At 58.8% G+C, this 20,525-nt stretch carries 21 protein-coding genes; all 21 read right to left on the bottom strand.

Annotation, left to right across the window (positions count from 1 at the left end; all coding sequences use genetic code 11):
• Positions 1-86: 86 nt before the first annotated feature.
• Positions 87-1,379, bottom strand: coding sequence for a flagellar biosynthesis protein FlhF (gene flhF / locus FEZ62_RS03435; protein ID WP_090510648.1), 1,293 nt, complete (start codon positions 1,377-1,379; stop codon positions 87-89).
• Positions 1,380-1,392: 13 nt separating this feature from the next.
• The gene (gene flhA / locus FEZ62_RS03430; RefSeq protein ID WP_090510651.1) at positions 1,393-3,501 is read right to left on the bottom strand and encodes a flagellar biosynthesis protein FlhA; all 2,109 of its coding nucleotides are present in this window, start codon (positions 3,499-3,501) and stop codon (positions 1,393-1,395) included.
• A 142-nt stretch (positions 3,502-3,643) separates the two neighbouring features.
• Complete coding sequence (flhB, locus tag FEZ62_RS03425; RefSeq protein WP_069901765.1) at positions 3,644-4,780, bottom strand: flagellar biosynthesis protein FlhB; 1,137 nt, start codon at positions 4,778-4,780, stop codon at positions 3,644-3,646.
• An 8-nt stretch (positions 4,781-4,788) separates the two neighbouring features.
• Entirely contained in the window at positions 4,789-5,565 is a 777-nt protein-coding gene (gene fliR / locus FEZ62_RS03420) for a flagellar biosynthetic protein FliR (RefSeq protein ID WP_069901922.1), read from the bottom strand.
• 35 nt (positions 5,566-5,600) lie between these two features.
• Positions 5,601-5,870, bottom strand: a complete 270-nt coding sequence (fliQ, locus tag FEZ62_RS03415) for a flagellar biosynthesis protein FliQ (protein ID WP_069901764.1) — start codon at positions 5,868-5,870, stop codon at positions 5,601-5,603.
• A gap of 2 nt (positions 5,871-5,872) precedes the next feature.
• Positions 5,873-6,592 carry a flagellar type III secretion system pore protein FliP gene (gene fliP, locus FEZ62_RS03410; protein ID WP_242454890.1) on the bottom strand — a complete coding sequence of 240 codons (720 nt, stop codon included), beginning with the start codon at positions 6,590-6,592 and terminating at the stop codon, positions 5,873-5,875.
• A 35-nt stretch (positions 6,593-6,627) separates the two neighbouring features.
• Positions 6,628-7,080, bottom strand: coding sequence for a flagellar biosynthetic protein FliO (gene fliO / locus FEZ62_RS03405; RefSeq protein WP_172926818.1), 453 nt, complete (start codon positions 7,078-7,080; stop codon positions 6,628-6,630).
• 1 nt (position 7,081) lies between these two features.
• Complete coding sequence (fliN, locus tag FEZ62_RS03400; RefSeq protein ID WP_172926817.1) at positions 7,082-7,555, bottom strand: flagellar motor switch protein FliN; 474 nt, start codon at positions 7,553-7,555, stop codon at positions 7,082-7,084.
• A gap of 56 nt (positions 7,556-7,611) precedes the next feature.
• Positions 7,612-8,580, bottom strand: coding sequence for a flagellar motor switch protein FliM (fliM, locus tag FEZ62_RS03395; RefSeq protein WP_069901760.1), 969 nt, complete (start codon positions 8,578-8,580; stop codon positions 7,612-7,614).
• 12 nt (positions 8,581-8,592) lie between these two features.
• Positions 8,593-9,114, bottom strand: coding sequence for a flagellar basal body-associated protein FliL (gene fliL / locus FEZ62_RS03390; protein WP_069901759.1), 522 nt, complete (start codon positions 9,112-9,114; stop codon positions 8,593-8,595).
• A gap of 218 nt (positions 9,115-9,332) precedes the next feature.
• The gene (locus FEZ62_RS03385; protein WP_172926816.1) at positions 9,333-10,658 is read right to left on the bottom strand and encodes a flagellar hook-length control protein FliK; all 1,326 of its coding nucleotides are present in this window, start codon (positions 10,656-10,658) and stop codon (positions 9,333-9,335) included.
• 97 nt (positions 10,659-10,755) lie between these two features.
• Complete coding sequence (locus FEZ62_RS03380; protein ID WP_172926815.1) at positions 10,756-11,109, bottom strand: Hpt domain-containing protein; 354 nt, start codon at positions 11,107-11,109, stop codon at positions 10,756-10,758.
• The gene (locus tag FEZ62_RS03375) at positions 11,106-12,833 is read right to left on the bottom strand and encodes a fused response regulator/phosphatase (RefSeq protein WP_172926814.1); all 1,728 of its coding nucleotides are present in this window, start codon (positions 12,831-12,833) and stop codon (positions 11,106-11,108) included. The genes FEZ62_RS03380 and FEZ62_RS03375 overlap by 4 nt, the downstream gene beginning before the upstream one ends.
• 13 nt (positions 12,834-12,846) lie before the next feature.
• Positions 12,847-13,152 (bottom strand): STAS domain-containing protein, encoded by a 306-nt coding sequence (locus FEZ62_RS03370; RefSeq protein WP_069901755.1) that lies wholly within the window; start codon positions 13,150-13,152, stop codon positions 12,847-12,849.
• A 141-nt stretch (positions 13,153-13,293) separates the two neighbouring features.
• Positions 13,294-13,743: a flagellar export protein FliJ gene (gene fliJ / locus FEZ62_RS03365; RefSeq protein WP_069901754.1), complete on the bottom strand. Its 450-nt coding sequence runs from the start codon at positions 13,741-13,743 to the stop codon at positions 13,294-13,296.
• A gap of 3 nt (positions 13,744-13,746) precedes the next feature.
• Positions 13,747-15,111, bottom strand: a complete 1,365-nt coding sequence (gene fliI / locus FEZ62_RS03360; RefSeq protein ID WP_069901753.1) for a flagellar protein export ATPase FliI — start codon at positions 15,109-15,111, stop codon at positions 13,747-13,749.
• Positions 15,101-15,883 (bottom strand): flagellar assembly protein FliH, encoded by a 783-nt coding sequence (gene fliH, locus FEZ62_RS03355; protein ID WP_172926813.1) that lies wholly within the window; start codon positions 15,881-15,883, stop codon positions 15,101-15,103. Before fliH ends, fliI begins: the two co-directional genes overlap by 11 nt.
• A gap of 3 nt (positions 15,884-15,886) precedes the next feature.
• On the bottom strand, positions 15,887-16,903 hold the full coding sequence (gene fliG / locus FEZ62_RS03350) for a flagellar motor switch protein FliG (RefSeq protein WP_069901751.1): 1,017 nt from the start codon (positions 16,901-16,903) through the stop codon (positions 15,887-15,889).
• Entirely contained in the window at positions 16,896-18,695 is a 1,800-nt protein-coding gene (gene fliF / locus FEZ62_RS03345) for a flagellar basal-body MS-ring/collar protein FliF (RefSeq protein ID WP_172926812.1), read from the bottom strand. Before fliF ends, fliG begins: the two co-directional genes overlap by 8 nt.
• Positions 18,696-18,708: 13 nt before the next feature.
• On the bottom strand, positions 18,709-19,035 hold the full coding sequence (gene fliE, locus FEZ62_RS03340; protein WP_069901749.1) for a flagellar hook-basal body complex protein FliE: 327 nt from the start codon (positions 19,033-19,035) through the stop codon (positions 18,709-18,711).
• A gap of 88 nt (positions 19,036-19,123) precedes the next feature.
• Complete coding sequence (locus FEZ62_RS03335; RefSeq protein WP_172926811.1) at positions 19,124-20,524, bottom strand: sigma-54 dependent transcriptional regulator; 1,401 nt, start codon at positions 20,522-20,524, stop codon at positions 19,124-19,126.
• Position 20,525: the final 1 nt, after the last annotated feature.

Here is a 20,525-nt window from a genome sequence, read left to right as displayed (position 1 = left end):
AATCCGTCGTGAGCCCATGGCTTATTCTGCCCTGCAAACCACCCACTAGGCCAGATAGTGGGCCTATAACCGTGTAATTCATTCTACTAACTGGCGCGCAAAGCCGGTTGGCTGCCAATTGCACTGTACATTTGCGCCATTGTGTCTTCGCTGGGCTCATCTTGAGCCTGCATGCCAACGGCCCGGCTTACCAGCTGATGGCTGCGCGGAATCTGCAGGTCATCCGGAATCCGCGGACCATCGGTGGTGTACGCCACCGGCAGACGCTGACTGATGGCCAGGCTCAATACGCCGCCCAGACTGCCTGCTTCATCCAGTTTAGTCAGCACGCAGCCTGCCAGCCCACAACGCTTGTAGGTGTGAAAGGCGGCGGTGAGCACTTGATCCTGACTGGTGGCGGCCATAACCAGATAGTTGCGTGCATGCACGCCACGGCTGGCCAATGCCTCAAGCTGCATGCGCAGCGCCGGATCATTGGCGGGCAAACCAGCGGTATCGATCAACACCACGCGACGACGCGCCAACGGTGCAAGCGCCTGAGTCAGTGACTGGCCAGGGTCGACCTGAGTGACCGACACATTGAGAATGCGCCCCAGCGTGTTCAATTGTTCCTGCGCGCCGATGCGGTAGCTGTCCATGCTTACCAGCGCCACATTCTGCGCGCCGTACTTGAGCACATAACGTGCAGCCAGTTTGGCCAGCGTGGTGGTTTTACCCATACCAGCCGGCCCCACCAGCGCGATAACTCCGCCCTCTTCCAGCGGCTCGACCTTCGGCGTGTTGATAGCCTGCGCCAGATGCGCCAGCAACATGCGCCAGGCCTGACGTGGCTCATCAATGTTTGAGACTTTTTCCAGCAGGCTGCGCGACAGGTCGGCAGACAAGCCCATGCGCTGCAGACGACGCCACAAATTGGCTTGCTGCGGGCGCCGCGTTTGCAGTTGGCCCCACGCCAGCGAACCCAGCTGGACCTCGATCAATTCACGCAGGCCATTAAGCTCAAAGCGCATGGCATCCAGCGCGCTCTGCTCGAAGTGGCCACCAGCAGCTGGCTGGGCGATTGGCGCGGCCGCTACAACCGGGGCCGGGCCCAGGTCTTCTGCCTGCAGTTGCAAATCCTTGCTGCCAACTTCGCTGCGGGTGACCAATTCGGCATGCGCCGTAGCGATCAGCGACTGGGTTTTGCGCAACTCGGCTTCAAGCTCAGGATTGGCCTGGCGCGATGGTGCGGCCGGCATCTGGTAATCCAGCGCCGCTGTCAGCTCGACACCACCCGCCACGCGGCGATTAGCAATAATCGAGGCGTCGGCACCCAACTCATCACGCACAAGCTTCATGGCCTGACGCATATCAGCTGCGAAAAAGCGTTTAACTTGCATGCCTTAACCTCGTTTAGTTCTGCCCTACCGTCGCAACGATAGTGACCTGTTTATTGTCTGGAATTTCCTGGTAGGCCAGTACATGCATACTCGGCACTGCCATCCGCGCAAACCGTGAAAGCATTGCCCGTACCGGGCCCGCTACTAACAACACAACCGGCTTGCCGAGCATTTCCTGGCGTTGCGCGGCGTCAATCAATGAGCGCTGCAGTTTTTCTGCCATGCCCGGCTCAAGCAGGATGCCTTCATCGGCGCCTTGCCCGGCCTTCTGCAAGCTATTTAGCAATATCTGTTCCAACCTTGGTTCCAGAGTGATCACAGGCAGCTCCGGCTCTAGTCCCACAATGCTTTGCACGATTGCACGGGCCAACGAAACCCGGACGGCTGCGACCATAGCGGCGGGATCTTGACTCTTGCCGGCGACGTTGGCCAACGCCTCAGCGATGGTGCGAATGTCACGCACCGGCACCTGCTCTTGCAGCAGCGCTTGCAGCACCTTGAGCAAGGTCGACAGCGACACCAGCCCCGGGACTAATTCCTCGGCCAGCTTTGGCGAACTCTTGGCCAGCAGTTGCAACAACTGCTGCACTTCTTCATGGCCGAGCAACTCATGCGCATGCTTGTGCAGCACCTGATTGAGATGAGTCGCCACCACGGTGCTGGCGTCGACCACGGTGTAGCCGAGCGATTGCGCCTGATCACGTTGGCTCTGGTCGATCCATACCGCCTCAAGGCCAAATGCCGGGTCTTTACCGGCAATGCCGTTCAGCGGGCCAAACACCTGCCCCGGATTGATCGCCAGCTCGCGTTCCGGGTACACCTCTGCCTCGGCAACGCTGACGCCCATCAACGTCAGGCGGTAAGCATTCGGCTGCAAATCCAGGTTGTCGCGAATGTGCACCGAGGGCATCAAAAAGCCCATTTCCTGCGAGAGTTTCTTACGCACGCCCTTGATCCGCGCCAGCAGCTGGCCACCCTGATTGCGGTCGACCAATGGAATCAGCCGGTAGCCCACTTCGAGCCCGACCATGTCCACCGGGGTCACGTCATCCCAGCCAAGCTCCTTGGTTTCCTGAGCACGCTGAGCCGGCAGTAATTCCTGCTGACGCTGGACTTCCTTGATCTCGGTTTCCTTGACCTTGCGCTGCTTGTTGGCGATCCAGTAAGCCGCACCGGCAGCCACGAGGCCCAGGCTGATAAACGAGAAATGCGGCATGCCCGGCACCAGGCCCATGGCAATCATGATCGACGCGGCGACAGCCAGCGCACGCGGCGAGGCGAACATCTGCCGGTTGACCTGCGCGCCCATGTCTTCGGAGCTGGAAACCCGGGTCACCATGATCGCGGCAGCGGTCGACAGCAGCAGTGACGGAATCTGCGCCACCAAACCGTCACCAATGGTCAGCAAGGTGTAGACCTTGCCGGCGTCGGCAAAACTCAGCTGATGCTGGAAGATACCGATGGCGATACCGCCAATCAGGTTGATGAACAAGATCAGCAGGCCCGCAATCGCGTCACCGCGAACAAACTTGCTGGCACCGTCCATCGAACCATAGAAGTCGGCTTCCTGCGCCACTTCAGTCCGGCGCTTCTTGGCTTCCGGCTGGTCGATCAGGCCGGCATTGAGGTCGGCGTCGATGGCCATCTGCTTGCCTGGCATTGCATCCAGAGTGAAGCGCGCGCTCACCTCGGAGATACGCCCGGCACCTTTGGTCACCACCACGAAGTTGATGATCATGAGGATCGCAAACACCACGATACCGACCACGTAGTTACCGCCGATCACCACTTCACCGAAGGCCTGAATCACCTGCCCCGCCGCTGCGTGGCCGTCGTGACCATTGAGCAATACCACGCGCGTAGAGGCGACGTTTAGCGCCAGCCGGAGCAAGGTGGCGGCCAGGAGAATGGTGGGGAATACAGCAAAATCGAGCGGGCGCAGCGCGTAGATGCTCACCAGCAGCACGACGATCGACAGGGCGATACTGAAGGTAAACAGCACATCGAGCAGGAACGGCGGGATCGGCAGCATGACCATGCCAAGCATGACCAGCAACATCAACGGAATACCGAGATTGCCTTCGCGCAAACCAGACAGGTTACTGCGCACGTTCCCCAGCATTTGTGAGCGATCTAATGCCACTTGCCTACCCCAGACGATTCAAACTTTTGACGCATGAAGCGTCCTTGGGGTTGGTTTTGCAAAAAGCTGTCCAACTTTGCCGGATAAGCTGTATCCGGCAAAAACAATGGCTATTTTTGCGTTACTCGTCGCGGCGCAGATCGGGGGGAATAGGCAGATCCTTGAGCGGCGCCGGGCGCTTGGCCCGCCCTGCCTGGAATTGGCGAATCTGATAGACGTAAGCCAGCACCTGCGCCACCGCCATATACAGACCCGCGGGAATTTCCTGGTCGATGTCAGTGGAGTAGAACACCGCCCGCGCCAGCGCCGGAGATTCCAACAGCATGACGTTATGCTCTTGCGCGATCTCACGAATTTTCAGCGCGGTAAAGTCGGCGCCCTTGGCCAGCATCACGGGTGCATTACCCTTTTCGGGATCGTACTTGAGCGCCACGGCGAAGTGCGTCGGGTTGGTGATGATCACGTCGGCCTGCGGCACCGCCTGCATCATTCGCCGCTCGGTCATTTCACGCTGCAGTTGGCGAATACGTTGTTTGACCTCGGGCTTGCCCTCGCTGTCCTTGTATTCGTCGCGTACTTCCTGCTTGGTCATCATCAGCTTCTGCTTGTTATCCCAGAGCTGAAACGGCACATCGACCAAGGTAATCAGAACCAGCCCGCAGGACATCCACAGCGCGCTCCAACCGACAATATTGATTGCGTGCTTAATGGCGCCCTCAAGGGGTTCGTGAACGATTTTAAGCAGTTCCTGCTCATTCGATTTGAGCACGGCCAACGCCACGACCAAAACGATACTGAACTTGGCCAGCGCCTTGAGAAGTTCGATTAGCGCCTTGGCGGAAAACATCCGCTTGAGGCCGGGCCCCGGATTCATCCGGCTGACTTTGGGCGCCATGGCCTTGGCTGAAAACAGCCAGCCACCCAGAGCAATCGGCCCCAGAATGGAGGCGACCAGTAATACCAGCAAAAGCGGCATCATCGCCTCCAGGGCTACACGCCCGGAGAACATAAACAACATACCCATCATTCGATCATCCATGATCATGTCTCGCTTCAACGCGAAACTCGTGCTCATTACCTCGAGCATTGCATTGGCTAGATTGCCGCCGACGAGTAACAATCCACCTGTACCCGCGAGCATTACAGCTAACGTATTAAGCTCTTTCGAGCGTGCGACCTGTCCCTTTTCCCTGGACTCACGAAGGCGTTTCTCCGTGGGGTCTTCACTTTTATCGGCACCGCTTTCAGATTCTGCCATTTTATTTTTTAACTCGCCCGAACCAGTTCACGCATGAACTGCAAAGCCTCAGTGGCGAACACCTGATACTGCGAGAGGATATCCGCGGTACCAATCCAGACAATCCCCAAACCCAGCAGCAACGTCAGCGGAAAACCGATGGAGAAGATGTTCAACTGCGGCGCGGCCCGGGTCATGACCCCAAACGCCAGGTTAATCACCAACAACGCGGTAATCGCCGGCAACACCAACAGCAGCGAGGCGCCCATGACCCATCCCAAGCGCGTGGCAATTGCCCAATAGTGCTGACTGACCAGACTCTCGCCAACCGGCAATGAAGTGAAGCTTTCGGCCAACACTTCAAAGACCACCAGATGGCCATTCATGGCCAAAAACAGCAGCGTTACCAGCACCGTGAAAAACTGACCGATTACCGGCACGGAAACACCGTTGGTAGGGTCAACCATCGACGCAAAACCCAGACCCATCTGAGTCGAGAGTATTTGCCCGCCGATCACGAACGCATGGAAAAACAACTGCAGGGTGAAACCCATCATCACGCCGATCAGCACCTCCTGTGCAATCAGCAACCAAGTTTGCAAACTGAGTGCATCCACGGCCGGCATTGGTGGCAAACTCGGCACCAACACCACACTCACCGCCAGTGCAAGGTACAGGCGCACACGCAGTGGAACCAACTGCGTACCGATGACCGGCATGGTCATCAACAGTGAGGCGATGCGAAAAAGCGGCAATAAAAACGTACTGACCCAGCCGCCAATTTGCGCATCGCTAAGCTCTAGCAAAGGCATTGCAGCCACTCCGTTTCAGGCGCGTACATTCAGCCAATCATCGTCGGAATGCTCATGATTAAATTTTGCGTGTATTCCATTAATTTCTGCACAAGCCAGGGCCCGGCAACGATTAATGTCAGCAAAATCACGATCAGACGCGGCAAAAAGCTCAGGGTTTGCTCGTTGATCTGGGTCGCCGCCTGAAACATGGCCACGACCAGACCCACCAGCAAACTGGGCACAACAATAGTTGAAACAATCAGGGCCGTCAGCCACAAGGCATCACGAAACAGATCGACCGCGACTTCGGGTGTCATGCCTAAACCCCTCCGAAACTGGCAGCCAGCGTGCCCATGATCAGCGCCCAGCCGTCGATCAGCACAAACAGCATGATCTTGAATGGCAGCGAGATAATCAGCGGCGACAGCATCATCATCCCCATGGCCATCAGGATGCTCGATACAACAAGGTCGATGATCAGAAACGGAATGAAGATCATGAACCCGATCTGGAATGCGGTTTTTAGCTCGGACGTCACGAACGCCGGAATCAGGATGGTCAGTGGCGCATCATCCGGGCTGGCAATGTCGGTACGTTTGGACAAACGCACGAACAACTCAAGGTCACTGGAGCGGGTCTGCGCCAGCATGAAATCCTTGATCGGGCCTTCGGCCTTGGCAATCGCCTCTTGCGCCGGCAATTGCTGATTGAGATAGGGCTGTAAGGCGTCCTGATTGATCCGGTCGAACACCGGCGCCATGATGAACATCGTCAGAAACAGCGCCAGACCAGTCAGAATCTGGTTCGACGGTGTCTGCTGCAAACCCAGTGCCTGACGCAGAATCGAGAAGACGATAATGATCCGGGTGAAGCTGGTCATCAACATCAGGACCGCAGGAATGAAGCTCAGCGCGGTCATGATCAGCAGAATCTGCAGGCTGACCGAATATTCCTGCTGGCCCTGTGCATCGGTGCTCAGGGTAATGGCCGAGATCGACAACGGGTCTTCGGCGGCAAACACATGCGGCGCGGCCAGCATCAACAACGGCAACAGCAGTAACGCGAGAACACGCATCAATCAACATCCTTATTGGCGTTACCCGAGTGTTTGCCCAGTGCCTGCATCAGGCGCTGGGCAAAATCGCCCGAAGCCGGCGTACTACTCGCAGCAGAAACCGGCTCGGCCATCACATGCAGTGGCGCAATACGCCCCGGCGTGAGCCCGATCAGAACCTGCTCGCCTCCCACCTGCACCAGCACCAGACGATCACGCGGGCCCAGCGTCTGGGTGGCGACGATCTGGATAACCTGCCCGCCACGCGGGGTAATCTGCTGCACCCGACGCACCAGCCAAGCCAGCAAAAAAATCAGCCCGATCACCAGCAGCAAGCCCAGAACCAGCTGCGCCAACTGGCCGCTGACATTACTGGTTGCGAGGTTTTTGGCCGGTTCAGTTACAGCTTTAACTGCCGCCTCTTCGGCGAACGCCGGCACGGGCAGCAACAACAGCAGCGGCAGTATTTTCATCTCAACGGAGCTTCTTGATGCGTTCGCTTGGGCTGATCACGTCGGTCAGGCGGATGCCGAACTTCTCGTTGACCACGACCACTTCGCCATGGGCGATCAGGGTGCCGTTAACCAACACATCCAGCGGCTCGCCGGCCAGTCGGTCGAGTTCGATAACCGAACCCTGATTGAGCTGCAGCAGGTTGCGGATGGTGATGTCGGTGTTGCCCACTTCCATCGAGATCGACACGGGAATGTCGAGAATCACATCCAGATTCGGCCCTTCGAGATTGGTCAGCGCGCTGTTGCTTGGCGCAGCGCCGCCGTCAAATTCTTCCATTGGCGCACGCGGCGCCGCAGGCTTGGCGGTTTCGGCCAGCATGGCGTCGATATCGGCCTGATTGGCATCATCGTCGCCCGACTCGGCCAGCGCTGCAGCCCATTCATCAGCCAGCGCTTGCTCCTCGGCTGAGGTTGTTTGATTTTCGTCTGCCATGGTCTTTCCTCGGCTGGCGGATAACAGTTAGGCGTCTGCCAGGGGCGAAATGCCCCTTAGCGACGTTCGATAGGATCAAGCACCTGCAAGGCCAGATTGCCTTTGTTGGCACCCAGTTTGACCTTGAAGGCCGGCACGCCATTGGCGCGCATAACCATGTGTTCCGGCAGCTCGACGGGAATTACATCGCCGGGCTGCATGTGCAGAATGTCGCGAACCTTGAGCTGACGCCGCGCAACGGTGGCGGTCAGCGGCACGCTGACGTCGAGAATGTCTTCACGCAGCGCCTTGACCCAGCGTTCATCCTGATCATCAACATCCGATTGAAAACCGGCGTCGAGCATTTCCCGGATCGGCTCGATCATCGAATACGGGATGGTGATGTGCAGGTCTCCGCCACCGCCGTCCAGCTCGATATGGAAGGTCGAGACGACAATCACTTCGCTCGGGCTGACAATATTCGCCATGGCCGGGTTAACTTCCGAGTTGACGTACTCGAAGTTGATATCCATCACCGCGTGCCACGCTTCCTTGAGGTCGATAAAGGCCTGATCCAGCACCATGCGCACGACGCGTAATTCGGTCGGGGTAAATTCACGGCCTTCGATCTTGGCGTGCCGGCCATCGCCGCCAAAGAAATTGTCCACCAGCTTGAACACCAGCTTGGCGTCAAGAATGAACAAGCCTGTGCCGCGCAGCGGTTTCATCTTCACCAGATTGAGGCTGGTTGGCACATACAGCGAGTGTACGTACTCACCAAACTTCATCACCTGCACGCCACCCACGGCCACGTCGGCACTGCGCCGCAGCAGGTTGAACATGCTGATGCGGGTATAGCGGGCAAAGCGCTCGTTGATCATTTCCAGCGTTGGCATGCGCCCACGCACGATACGGTCCTGAGTGGTCAGGTCATATTGTTTGATGCTGCCCGGTTCTACTGCATCTTCGGGCTCGAGCAGGCCATCATCAACACCATGCAACAAGGCATCGATTTCATCCTGTGAAAGCAGATCTTGCACAGACATCTGAGCTCCTGACTACTGCACTACGATATTGGTGAACAGCACTTGCTCTACAGCCAGTTTGCCGATCTCTTTTTGCGCCAGTTCCTGCACGCTGGCAGTCGCTTGCTGACGCAGCATTTCCTTGCCGACCGGCGTTGCCACCGAAGCAAATTGCTGGCTGGAGAACAGCATCACCAGCTTGTTGCGCAGCACCGGCATGTGCACCTTGAGCGCATCCAGAGCCGCCTGATCACGCGACATCAAGGCAACGCTGACCTGCATGTAGCGGGCGCGGCCGTTGTCCGAAAAATTCACCACGAAGGCCGGGGTCAATTCTTCATAAATAGCCGGTTTACGCACGGGCTCAGCGGCTGCCGCTTCTTCGGCGGCGGGCGCTGGGGCGTCGCTGTTCTTGCCCAGAAAAAACCAGGTAGCGGCCACGGTTGCACCGACGATCACAAGCAAGGCGACCAACCCGAGGACAATGATTTTCAATTTGCCCGAAGGCTTTTTGTCTGCTGCCGGAGCGTCCTGCGCTGCCTGTTTCTTAGCCATGCCAATAATCCGTCGCTTCGCTGCGCGAAATACGCTTTAAGGGGTTTGGAGCAAGTGTTATGCCAGCTTGCGGGTAGAGCGGGCGCTACTTTATAGCAACGCAGCCATTGAAGCGTATATCGGCGTAGCAATTAGTGACTTGAGCGCACGTTAAACACGACAACGCCCGGCATGCATAAGCAAGCCGGGCGCCGGATTTATCTGCCGCAGGCTATGGATCAGGCGTAGTAATCGACCATGCTGCGCAGGCTCGCGCCGGTCATCTGGCGCGACTCGACCGCCACGCTCAGCGGCTCCAACTCATCGCTTGCCGCCAGAGAACCCCGATTGGAACCAGTGCCCGCGCCATCATCCGAGCCCTGCCCTTGCCAGCCGCGCCCCGATGACTGATCCGATACGCTGGCATCCATCAGGCCCATTCCCTGCTGGTTGAACATTTCGCGCAAGCGGTGCATCTGCCCTTCGAGCGCGTCACGCACCACCGGGTTGGCGCTGGCGAAGCTGACTTGGGTCTGATCGGCGCCCATGTGAATGCGCACATCGAGGCGGCCCAGTTCAGCGGGGTCCAGCTGAATTTCGGCAGACTTCAGATTCTGGCTGGAAAGCCACATGACGCGATCCACAACCGCCTCACTCCAGCCGCCCTGCTGCATGGCAATCGGCTGGCCCGGAACCAGAACCGGCTTGGCGACGCCCTGCTGCTGATTCATCGCCTGCGTCAGTGCATTGAGTTTGCTGACAAAGTTTTCGGGACGGCTATCTGTTGCGCCCTGCTCCAGACTCTTGAGCTGATCGACCGACAAATCGCCCAGCTTGATATCGCCCAGCTCACCACCTTCTTCAACGCCAGCGTTGAGGTCCTGGCTCATCGCGGCCATGGCACTGGCAAACCCGCCATCGGGACTGACCATCTTGCCAGTCGCCTCAGCGCTGCCTGTTGCAGTCGCCGCCGCTGCGGCAGCCTTGGCTTTGGCGCCAAGTTCCAGCGCCATCTTCACTGCTGGCAGTTGGTTCAGGGCATCAAGCTCAGGATCGAAGCTTGCGGCTGTCATGCTCGCAGGCCCCGAGCTTTTGAAACTGCTACTGCCAAGCTGCGCCTGCGCCGCCAGATTCTCCGGGGTTGCCAGCAACCCGGCATTTTCGGTGAGCAAGGTGGCGTCCGCCGTTGCATCGTCTGTGCTGGCGTCTTCGCCCGCCGATGCATCGGTGGCCGTGACGGTTTCGTCGTCAGTGGCCGCGACCGTGTCATCACCCGGCAAGGCATTGCCGCTGTCGGCAACCGCTGGCGACTGGCTGCCAGATGCAGCCGCATCATCCGTCGTCGCGGACTTCTTTTGCGCTTGATTTTTTTCCTGCTGGGCCGCCTTGCTGGCGTTTTCCTGAGCGATTCTGCTCTGGTCCTGACGCTCCTGCGCATACACATCAGCGAAGCTGGAGCCCTTACTGGCTGGGGCTTCTGCGGCGCGACTCGAGGCCCTGGCCGAGTCTACCCGGCTGTTGTTGACTGGAGCCGACTTCAATAGCAAATCGGGGGCGGCGGACATAAGCACTCTCCGTGCGAAATGGATCTTGCACAGGAGATAGCAAACGCTGGGCCAACTTTAAGTTGGCGGCACAGATACCACGTACATGAGCGCTTGCTCAGGCATTCAAGCGCTGAAGCTCGACCTCAAGCGCTCGATCCAGCCGCGCGCATTGCACTTGCAACTGGGCAACCAACGCCTCCAGTACTGCAAGCGGTTGGTTGTCGGCTGCCAGCTCCAGCTCGCGGCAAAGCTCGGTCAACTCGGTTGCGCCCATATTGCTCGAACTGCCTTTGAGGCTGTGCGCGGTGAGGTGCAATTGCGCCCGGTCCGCCTGCGCACAGGCACGCTGCAGCTTGGCAAGGCGCTCGGCGGTATCGATCTGGAAGGTTTTCAGCAGCAGAGGAAAATCAGCGCCCATCAAATCTTCAAGTGCCAGCAGAATATCCATGTCTATGGGTGAACTGTTCATCCGTTAATACTCGAAGAAGATGTTTCGATGGGTTGGCCCGACCATTTGAATTCGACCTGAATGCCATTTTCGGCATCGCTCCAGTCGCAGGTATCGCTGAGTTGCTTAATCAACGTCAGCCCGCGCCCGCGCAAGCTGTTGCTGGATACCCTTTGCCGGGCTACTGACTGAGCATTGAAGCCTGCCCCGCTGTCTTCAACCCGTATGATCAGCGAACCGCCCGAACCTTGCGGGCGCAGTTGCACATCAAAGCGCACGTAGCCCGACTCCAGCGTCGCCAGCCGCTCGCCACGCTGACGGTAATATTCGCTGAACCCCTGCGCATCGACTTTAAGGCTCGAGTCGAGCGCCAGCACGCCGTGCTCAAGCGCATTGGAATACAGCTCGACCAGCACGCTGTAAATATCGCCCATGCGCTCTTGCAGGCCGCGCGTGCGCAGGAGCATATCCAGCAACATGGGCAGAGGATTGAAACTGCGCAGCGTCTCGCCACGAAATTCAAAACGCGTGCCCCAATCAACCGGCCCTTCGTGACTGTCGTGAGCAAACGCCGCGCTGGCGCGACCGTGAGCGGGCGTGTCGATCATGCTCACTTCGATAAAGCTGACGTCGTCTTTGGCCTCGCCACGAAAATCGCCCAGGGCCTGCTGGATCGCAGTAAATACATTGCGCCGACCGTCCTCACAACTCAGCACTTCAAGCAGGCGGGCCTCGCCGAACAGCTCGCCTTGGGCATTTGCCGCTTCAAGCACGCCATCGGTAAGCAGAAAGACCCGATCGCCATCCGCCAGCGGGTACACCTCAAAATCGGCCCTGAAAGCTTTCGGGTCGAGCACCCCAAGCGGCAAGTGCTTCGAAACCAATGGCACCGGTTCACCGCCGTCATCTGGCAACAGATAGCCCTGAGGCAGCCCGCCATTCCAGACCTTGACGATTTTCTGCTGGAAACCGACATGCAGCACGGTCGCACAGCAGAATACATCCACCGGCAATATCTGCTTCAGCTTGCCGTTTATCTCCCGCAGGATGTCCTCTAGCGCATGCCCTTTGGCGGTCATCCCGTAGAAAATCTGCGCCAATGGCATGGCCCCGACAGCGGCCCTGAGGCCATGGCCGGTGAAGTCACCGAGCAAAATATGCATGTCGCCTGAAGGCTGATAAGCCGCCAGCAGCAAGTCGCCACTGAACACTGCGTAGGGCGATTGCAGGTAGCGGATATTGGTCGCATTCAGGCAACCCGAGTGGGCGACTTTATCGAATACCGCCTTGGCCACATGTTGCTCGTTCAGCAGATAATCATTGTGTGCAGAAATCAGATTACGCTGCTGCAACACGGTGGCGTGCAGGCTGCGCAGCCGGTCCATCGCCAGCAATTTGGCCTCGATGATCACGCGGTTGTAAGGCTTGGCCAGAAAATCATCACCGCCCGCCTCAAGGCAGCGCACCAACGCCTCGCCCTCGCTCAGGGAGGTGAGAAAAATCAGCGGCACCAGCTCTTCGCCCGAAGCCTGCTTGATCAGGCGCGCCGCTTCGAAGCCGTCCATGACCGGCATCAGAGCATCCATCAAAACCAGTTGCGGGCGCTCGCTGTGAAACAGGCTCACGGCCTCAAGGCCATTGGCAGCCGTGATCACGCGATGCCCCTGACGACTGACAATGGTCGACAAGAGCATACGGTCAGCAGCGTTGTCTTCGGCAATCAGGATGGTCAAGCGCTCAGCCATGCGTGGCGCTCACTCAACGAACGTCGAATAACTGTTCGAAATTGGAAATGGAGAGGATCTTGCGCACATCAGCGTTGCTGTTGATCACACTGATTTTCGCGGTTTCGCCACCGGCATAGTCGCGCAGCAGCAACAACATACCCAACGCCGAACTGTCGAGATAGGTCGTTTCCGCCAGATCAACCACATAGCGCGAAGGCGAGATTGAGGCTTTTTCATAGGCGTCGCGAAAATGCTGATGGGCGGCAAAATCGAACCGTCCCTGCACCTGAATAGTCAGCACTTTTCCATCAGTCGAGGGCTGCGAAGTGATAACCATGTGAACTCCTTTTGCTAAACGGCCTTGATGGATCAATCATCACAGGGTTTACAGCTTTCGCCTAGCTCTGCTGAATAAAATTGCCGCAAGACGCACGCACAAATCAGCCAGCCGGGCCGGACCGCTGTGGATGATAGACGCTTAATCGTGACGGTGCGCCGACAGGCGCTGGGAAAGCTCATCGAGTAGTTTCTGTTCGCGCTTGTCATCGGCGCGCTGGGCTTCATCCTGATAACGCTGCACCAGTTTGCGCAGCCCTTCGAGCCGGGCGTGGCGCTGCTGCCAGATTTCCCGGGCTTTGCCGAGGTTGTTGCGGTGCCAGTCGAGGCTGGTTTGCTGCTGATTGATCGCGGTGTCCAGTTGGCCGAGAAAGCGCTGATAGTTGATCAGCCACTGGCCGGAAACACCGCGCTGCCCCTCGGTGATCCATTGCTGCTGATAATCGGCGCGGTAGCTTTCGAGGGTGCCGAGTTGCACTTCGCCCTGCGTGACCAGGCCATTGCAATGGCCCACCTGCAAGGCGGCTTCACGCTCAGCTTTCTCCGCCATGCTGATAACCGGTAACAGACGCTTGGCGCGACTCAGCGACATCTATCAACCTGCCGGTTTGTTGGGAGGATTGAGAGTGGCCGACAGCTGGGCGCAACTGCGCAGAATATTTTCACTCTCGCCCAAACCCTGACGCAGATAACTGACCATCAGCGGCATCTTGGCGATGGCCAGATCAGTGTCCGCATCGCCGCCCGCCACATAGGCGCCGACGCTGATCAGATCACGGCTCTGCTGATACCGCGCCCACAACTGCTTGAAGCGTTGCGAGTCACGCAAATGCTCGGCAGACACCACTTGCGGCATCACCCGGCTGATTGACGCCTCGATGTCGATTGCCGGGTAATGACCCTCTTCGGCCAAACGCCGTGACAACACAAAGTGGCCGTCGAGCACACCCCGCGCCGCATCGGCGATTGGGTCCTGCTGGTCATCGCCCTCGGACAACACGGTGTAGAACGCGGTAATCGAGCCACCGCCCTGCTCGGCATTACCGGCGCGCTCGACCAGCTTGGGCAACTTGGCGAATACCGAAGGCGGATAGCCTTTGGTCGCAGGCGGTTCCCCAATGGCCAGAGCAATTTCACGCTGGGCCTGAGCAAAGCGCGTCAGCGAGTCCATCAGCAACAGGACATTCTTGCCCTTGTCGCGAAAATACTCGGCAATACGCGTGCAATACATCGCCGCACGCAAACGCAACAGCGGAGCGTCATCGGCTGGTGAAGCCACCACAACTGAACGTTTGATGCCTTCGGTGCCGAGAATTTCGTCGATAAATTCTTTAACTTCGCGGCCACGTTCACCAATCAGCCCGACCACGATAATGTCGGCCTCGGTAAAGCGCGTCATCATGCCGAGCAGCACACTCTTACCCACACCCGTACCGGCAAACAGGCCCAAGCGCTGGCCACGGCCCACCGTGAGCAAGCCGTTGATGCTGCGAATACCAACATCCAGCGGTTCGCTGATCGGGTGGCGCTTGAGTGGGTTGATGGTCGGCCCATCAATCGGCACCCAGTCTTCGGCCTTCATCCGGCCCTTGCCATCCAGCGCCGCGCCGGTGCCATCCAGCACCCGACCCAGCATGGACATACCCATCGGTAAGCGACCGGTATCAGCCAGCGGCACCACGCGAGCGCCTGGCGCTATGCCGGCGAGGCTGCCGACCGGCATGAGGAATATCTTGCCGTTGGAAAAACCCATGACCTCAGCCTCGACTTGCATCGGGTTGTAGCTGTCATCATTGATTACCAGACAACGGCTGCCCAGCGAGGCACGCAGCCCCTCTGCTTCGAGCGTGAGGCCGACCATGCGCAGCAAGCGGCCTTCGACAACCGGCACCGGCGGCAATTTGACGGCGTCGGCGTAGCCGCTCATGCGTTTGCTCAGGCTTATTCGTTCAAGGCGCATCCGGGTTATCCAGATCGACATTGAGATCCGGCGTCAGCGGGTGCACGGACTGTTCGCGCTGCTGATCAAAGAGCTGCTTGAGCGCCTGGCTCAGGCGTGTCTCGATGCTTGCATCAACGCGGCTGTGATTCGACTCAACCCGACAACCGCCTGGCAACAGGGCATCGTCTTCGATGATCCGCCAATCTTCTTCGTGGCGGTCACGCAGCGCCTTGATCTGGTCGTAGTCTTGCGGATTGAGATGAATACTGATGTTCTCAGCGCCACTCGGCAGCAACTTTAGCGCCGCTCGCAACACCTGACGCAGATTGCTGGAGTCGGTCGTCAACTCGCGCTGCACCACCTCGCGGGCGATATGACTGACCAGATTCACCAGGGTCATCTCAAGGGCGTGGTCTTGCTCGTTGATCGGCTCGAACAGCTGATTCATCACCTGCTCAAGTGCCGCCAGCTTGGGTTCCAAAGCAGCCTGCGCCTCTTGCCGGGCCTTGAGCTGGCCGGCATGAAAACCGTCTTTCTCGCCGGTGCTGAAACCTTCGTTATAGGCTTCCTGGCGAATGGCCTCGAGTTGTTCGAGGGTCATCGGCTGAACCGACTCGGGCTCCACATCCTCGATTTCGTGGGTAGCGGGCGGCTCGGCCTCGACTACTTCCTCGACAACCTCAGGCTCTGCCTGCGGGTCGTGCGAATCAAAACTTGGCAGCGCCCAGCGGTCAAATACGTTGACGTCCTGCGCGCGAATAACCTCGCTAACGGGTTCCTTGTTGGCCATGGCTTAGAGCATCTCCTCGCCACCTTTGCCGCCCAGAACAATCTCACCGGCGTCGGCCATACGCCGGGCGATAGTCAGAATTTCTTTTTGTGCCGCCTCGACGTCACTGACGCGCACCGGGCCCTTGGCTTCAAGATCATCACGCAGCAGCTCGGCCGCACGCTTGGACATGTTCTTGAACACCTTGTCCTTGATCGCATCATCCGCACCCTTGAGTGCCAGCACCAGCACGTCCGAGGAAACCTCACGCATCAATGCCTGAATGCCACGGTCATCCACATCGGCCAGGTTATCGAAGACAAACATGAGGTCTTCGATCTTGCTCGACAGGTCTTCGTCCATGTCGCGGATCGAATCCATCAACTGGCTTTCCACCGAGCTGTCGAGGAAGTTCATGATATCGGCCGCACGCTTGATCCCGCCGAGGCTGGCGCGTGTGGTGTTGGAGTTGCCGGAGAACTGTTTCTCGAGAATCAGATTGAGTTCTTTCAGCGCCGCCGGCTGCACCGTGTTCAGCGAAGACACGCGCATGACAATATCCAGGCGCACCTTGTGATCGAAATGACCGAGCACCTCGCCGGCCTGATCGGGGTCGAGGTAAGCCACCACAATCGCCTGAATCTGCGGGTGTTCGTAACGGATCACATCGGCAACCGCGCGCGGCTCCATCCACTTCAGGCTGTCGAGACCACTGGTGTTGCCGCCCAGCAGAATCCGGTCGATCAGGTTGCCGGCTTTGTCTTCGCCGAGTGCCTGAGTGAGCATCTTACGGATGTAGCCATCCGCGCCCACGCCGAGGCCGGTTTGGTCGCCGACAATTTCGACGAACTCGCCCATCACCTGCTCGACTTGCTCGCGGTGAATGTTGCGCATGTTGGCCATGGCCACGCCAACCTTCTGCACCTCTTTGGGCCCGAGATGGCGCAGCACTTGCGCGGCATCGGTCTCGCCCAGAGACAGCAGCAGGATTGCAGCCTTGTCGACCTTGTTCAGCTTAACTGCAGCGCGGTTCTCAGTCATCGTCGTTGATCCAGTCTTTAACTACGAGCGCTACTCGGCCCGGGTCTTCCGCGACCAGCCCCTTGATCGCATTCAGCTGCGCATCATACCCGTCTGAAGGGCTTGGCAAGAGCAGATTTTGTGTACCGCCAAGGCTTACCCTGTCGGCAGAGAGTTCACTGTTGAGCCCGCCCATTTCGCCCAGCTCGATATCACCGTCACGGCCACCTTCGGCAAGTTCGCGGCTCTTGCTGGCACCGGTGAGGTTATTCAGTACCGGACGCAGAACGCCGAACACCAGCACCAGAATGAACAGCACGCCGAGCACCTGCTTGACCACATCCCAGAACCACGGCTGGGTGTAGAACGGAATATCGGCAATTTCTTCCGGCGCTGCAGTACTGAACGGCGTATTAACCACGCTCACGCTATCGCCACGGCTGGCATCGAAGCCGACCGAGTCCTGCACAAGCCGGGTGAATCTGGCGATTTCATCGGCAGTCCACGGTGTACGCGTGGTCTCGCCGGTGGCCGGATCAACCTTCAATTGGTCATCGACCACCACCGCCACAGACAACCGGCGCAAACGGCCTTGCTGTTGCTTGGTGTGGCTGATCGAGCGGTCCAGCTCATAGTTACGGGTTGCCTGCTCACGCTTGTCCGCCGGGAACGGCGCCAGCATCGGCTGGCCAGTCGCCGGGTCCATCACCTGCTGGCCATTGGCATCGAGTAACGGCTGACCCGCTGCAACCGCCCCCGCTGCGCCAGGCGCGGCGGCTGCGTTGGCTTGCGCCGGTGCAGCTGCAGGGCCAGGCGGCTGGTTGCTCAACGCACCAGGCACCCCTTGCGGCGGCAGACTGCTGCTGCGCTGCTCGTCAACTTTCTGCTCGCTGCGCAGTGCAGGCTGATCCGGATTGAACATCTCGGACGTCGACTCGACTGCACTGAAATCGACATCGGCCGAAACTTCAGCCTTGTAACGGCCGCTGCCCAACACCGGCTGCAAAATATTGTGCACGCGCTGGGTGAAGAGGCTTTCGAGGCGGCGCGAATAATCGAACTGTTTGCCGGCCATGGTCATGGCCGAGTTTTCCTGCTGATCCGACAGCAAGTTGCCCTTCTGATCGACCACAGTGACTTGCGACTTATCCAGTTCCGGCACGCTGGTCGCGACCAGATTGATAATCGCCATGACCTGGCTGGGTTCCAGCGCACGACCGGAATACAGCTCTACCAACACCGAGGCACTTGGCCGGCGCTCATCACGCACGAACACCGAGCTCTTGGGAATGGCCAAGTGCACACGCGCAGACTTAACGTTGTTCAGGCTCGAGACGGTACGCGCCAGCTCACCTTCCAGACCGCGACGATAGCGGGTGGTTTCCATGAACTGGCTCGTGCCCAGGCCTTGTTCCTGATCGAGAATTTCATAGCCCAGGCTTTTATCGACCGGCGCCACACCGGCAGCGGCCAGACGCATGCGCGCACGCGCCACATCACTGGCTTGTACCAACAACGCACCGGAGCTTGGCTCAACGGTGTAGTCGATATCGGCGGCGGCCAGGGTCTGCATAACCTGCGAGGAGTCCATGCCTTCAAGGCTGCCATACAGCGGACGGTAATCAGGTTGCTGCGACCACAGCACCACGGCAAAACCGATCGCCACGCTGGCAGCCAGACCGACCATGAGACCAACCTGACGGAGCATGCTCATGTCCGACAGGTTTTCCAGAACGGTAAGCCCGAATAACGGTTTTTTGGCGTCGCTGGCGGCGGTAGTCGCCGGGACGTTTGCTGCTAATGCTTCAGCCATGATTCAACCCGCCTTAAACCGGCATCTGCATGATGTCTTGATACGCCTGAACCAGCTTGTTGCGCACCTGCGTCATGGCCTGAAACGAAACGCTGGCCTTCTGCGAGGCGATCATCACGTCGGTCAGATCAATGCCGCTCTGGCCCATCTCGAACGCGGTGGCCAGTTGGTTGGACGCTTGCTGGGTTTCGTTAACCTTATTCACCGCGCTGCCGAGCATCTCGGAAAAGCTCGGTGCGCCCGGCTCTGGCGTGCTGGCAACGGGTTTGCGCGCCATAGCCTCGGCTTGCATGGAACGCATTTCCAGCATCAAGCGATTGAATTCGACACCCTGACTCATCACATTCCTCCGTTGGCCGCGCTTTTTTGACACTTGGCGGCGCTATAACAAGGTGATTGCAACAAGGGTGCCAGTTACGCCCTAACGCTTAACTGGCGAACAAATAAGCCTCGACATCCAGACCCGCGTCACGCATTTGGGCCAACTTGTAACGCAGGGTTCGCGGGCTGATGCCTAGCCGATCAGCCGCCTCTTTGCGCCGGCCACGCTCGGCCCGCAAGGTGTCAATAATCACCTGAAACTCGCGCTGACGCAGGTCGTCACCCAACACTCCTGCGCCCGTGACGGCCGGTTCGACTGGCGCGCTACGCACCAGTGCCACGGCAGGCGCGGCGGCTGGCGCAAGGTTAGGCATACCCGCCGGGCCCGGCAGACAGAGATCCTGCGGTTGAATCAAACCGCCCTGCTGCAAGATCAGCGCGCGCTGAATGGCGTTATCCAGTTCGCGCACATTGCCCGGCCAGGCATGTGCCTGCAGGCTGAACTGTGCGGCCTCGGAAAACCGAATGGGCGCGTGGTTCATTTTTTTGACGTGATTGGCCAGCATTCTCTCAGCCAGCGGCACGATGTCGGCCGGGCGCTCACGTAATGGCAACCAGGCCAACGGAAACACCGACAAACGATAGAACAAGTCTTCGCGGAAACGCCCCGCCGCCACTTCTGTTGCCAGATCGCGGTTACTGGTCGCCAGCACCCGAATGTCCAGCTCGATCGGTTTGCGCGCACCGACGCGCTCAACTTCACGCTCCTGCAGCACGCGGAGCATCTTGGCTTGCAGCGCCAGCGGCATTTCAGAAATCTCGTCGAGCAAGATAGTGCCGCCATTGGCCATTTCAAACTTGCCTGGCGCACTGGCAACAGCGCCGGTGAAGGCACCTTTTTCATGACCGAACAAAGTGGCTTCCAGCATGTTGTCGGGAATCGCGGCGCAGTTGATGGCAATAAACGGCTTTTGCGCACGCGGCGACTGCTGGTGAATAAACTGCGCCAGCACCTCTTTACCAGTCCCCGACTCACCCGTAATCAGCACGGTCGAATCGCTCTGCGCCACCCGCGTTGCCAGCGCCAGCAATTGCTGACTGGCCGGCTCGACAGCCACCGGACCTTGCTTGTCGCTGCTCGCCCACTGGCCTTTGGCATGTCGCGCCACCAGTTCCAGCAACGCTTTAGGCTCAAACGGTTTAACCAGATAATCGGCAGCGCCACAGCGCATGGCATCCACCGCACGCTCGACAGCACCATGCGCAGTCATCAGCAGCACCGGTAATTGCGGATAGCGCTCACGAATCACCGCCAGCAATTGATGGCCGTCCATGCCCGGCATGTTGACGTCGCTGACGACCAGCGCAAACGGCTCCTGCGCCAGCGCAACCAGTGCAGCCTCGGCGCTGTCGGCCTCACGAAACGTGTAACCACCCAACTCGAGGGTGTCGGCCAGCGCTTCGCGCAACGGGCGATCGTCTTCGACCAGCAAAACTTTCGCAGACATG

Origin of the sequence: Pseudomonas sp. MS19 (assembly GCF_013277615.1) — a bacterium.
GTDB classification, from domain to species: domain Bacteria; phylum Pseudomonadota; class Gammaproteobacteria; order Pseudomonadales; family Pseudomonadaceae; genus Aquipseudomonas; species Aquipseudomonas marincola.
The sequence above is the reverse complement of the archived record's forward strand: the minus strand, read 5'-3'. Positions and strand labels throughout refer to the sequence as shown.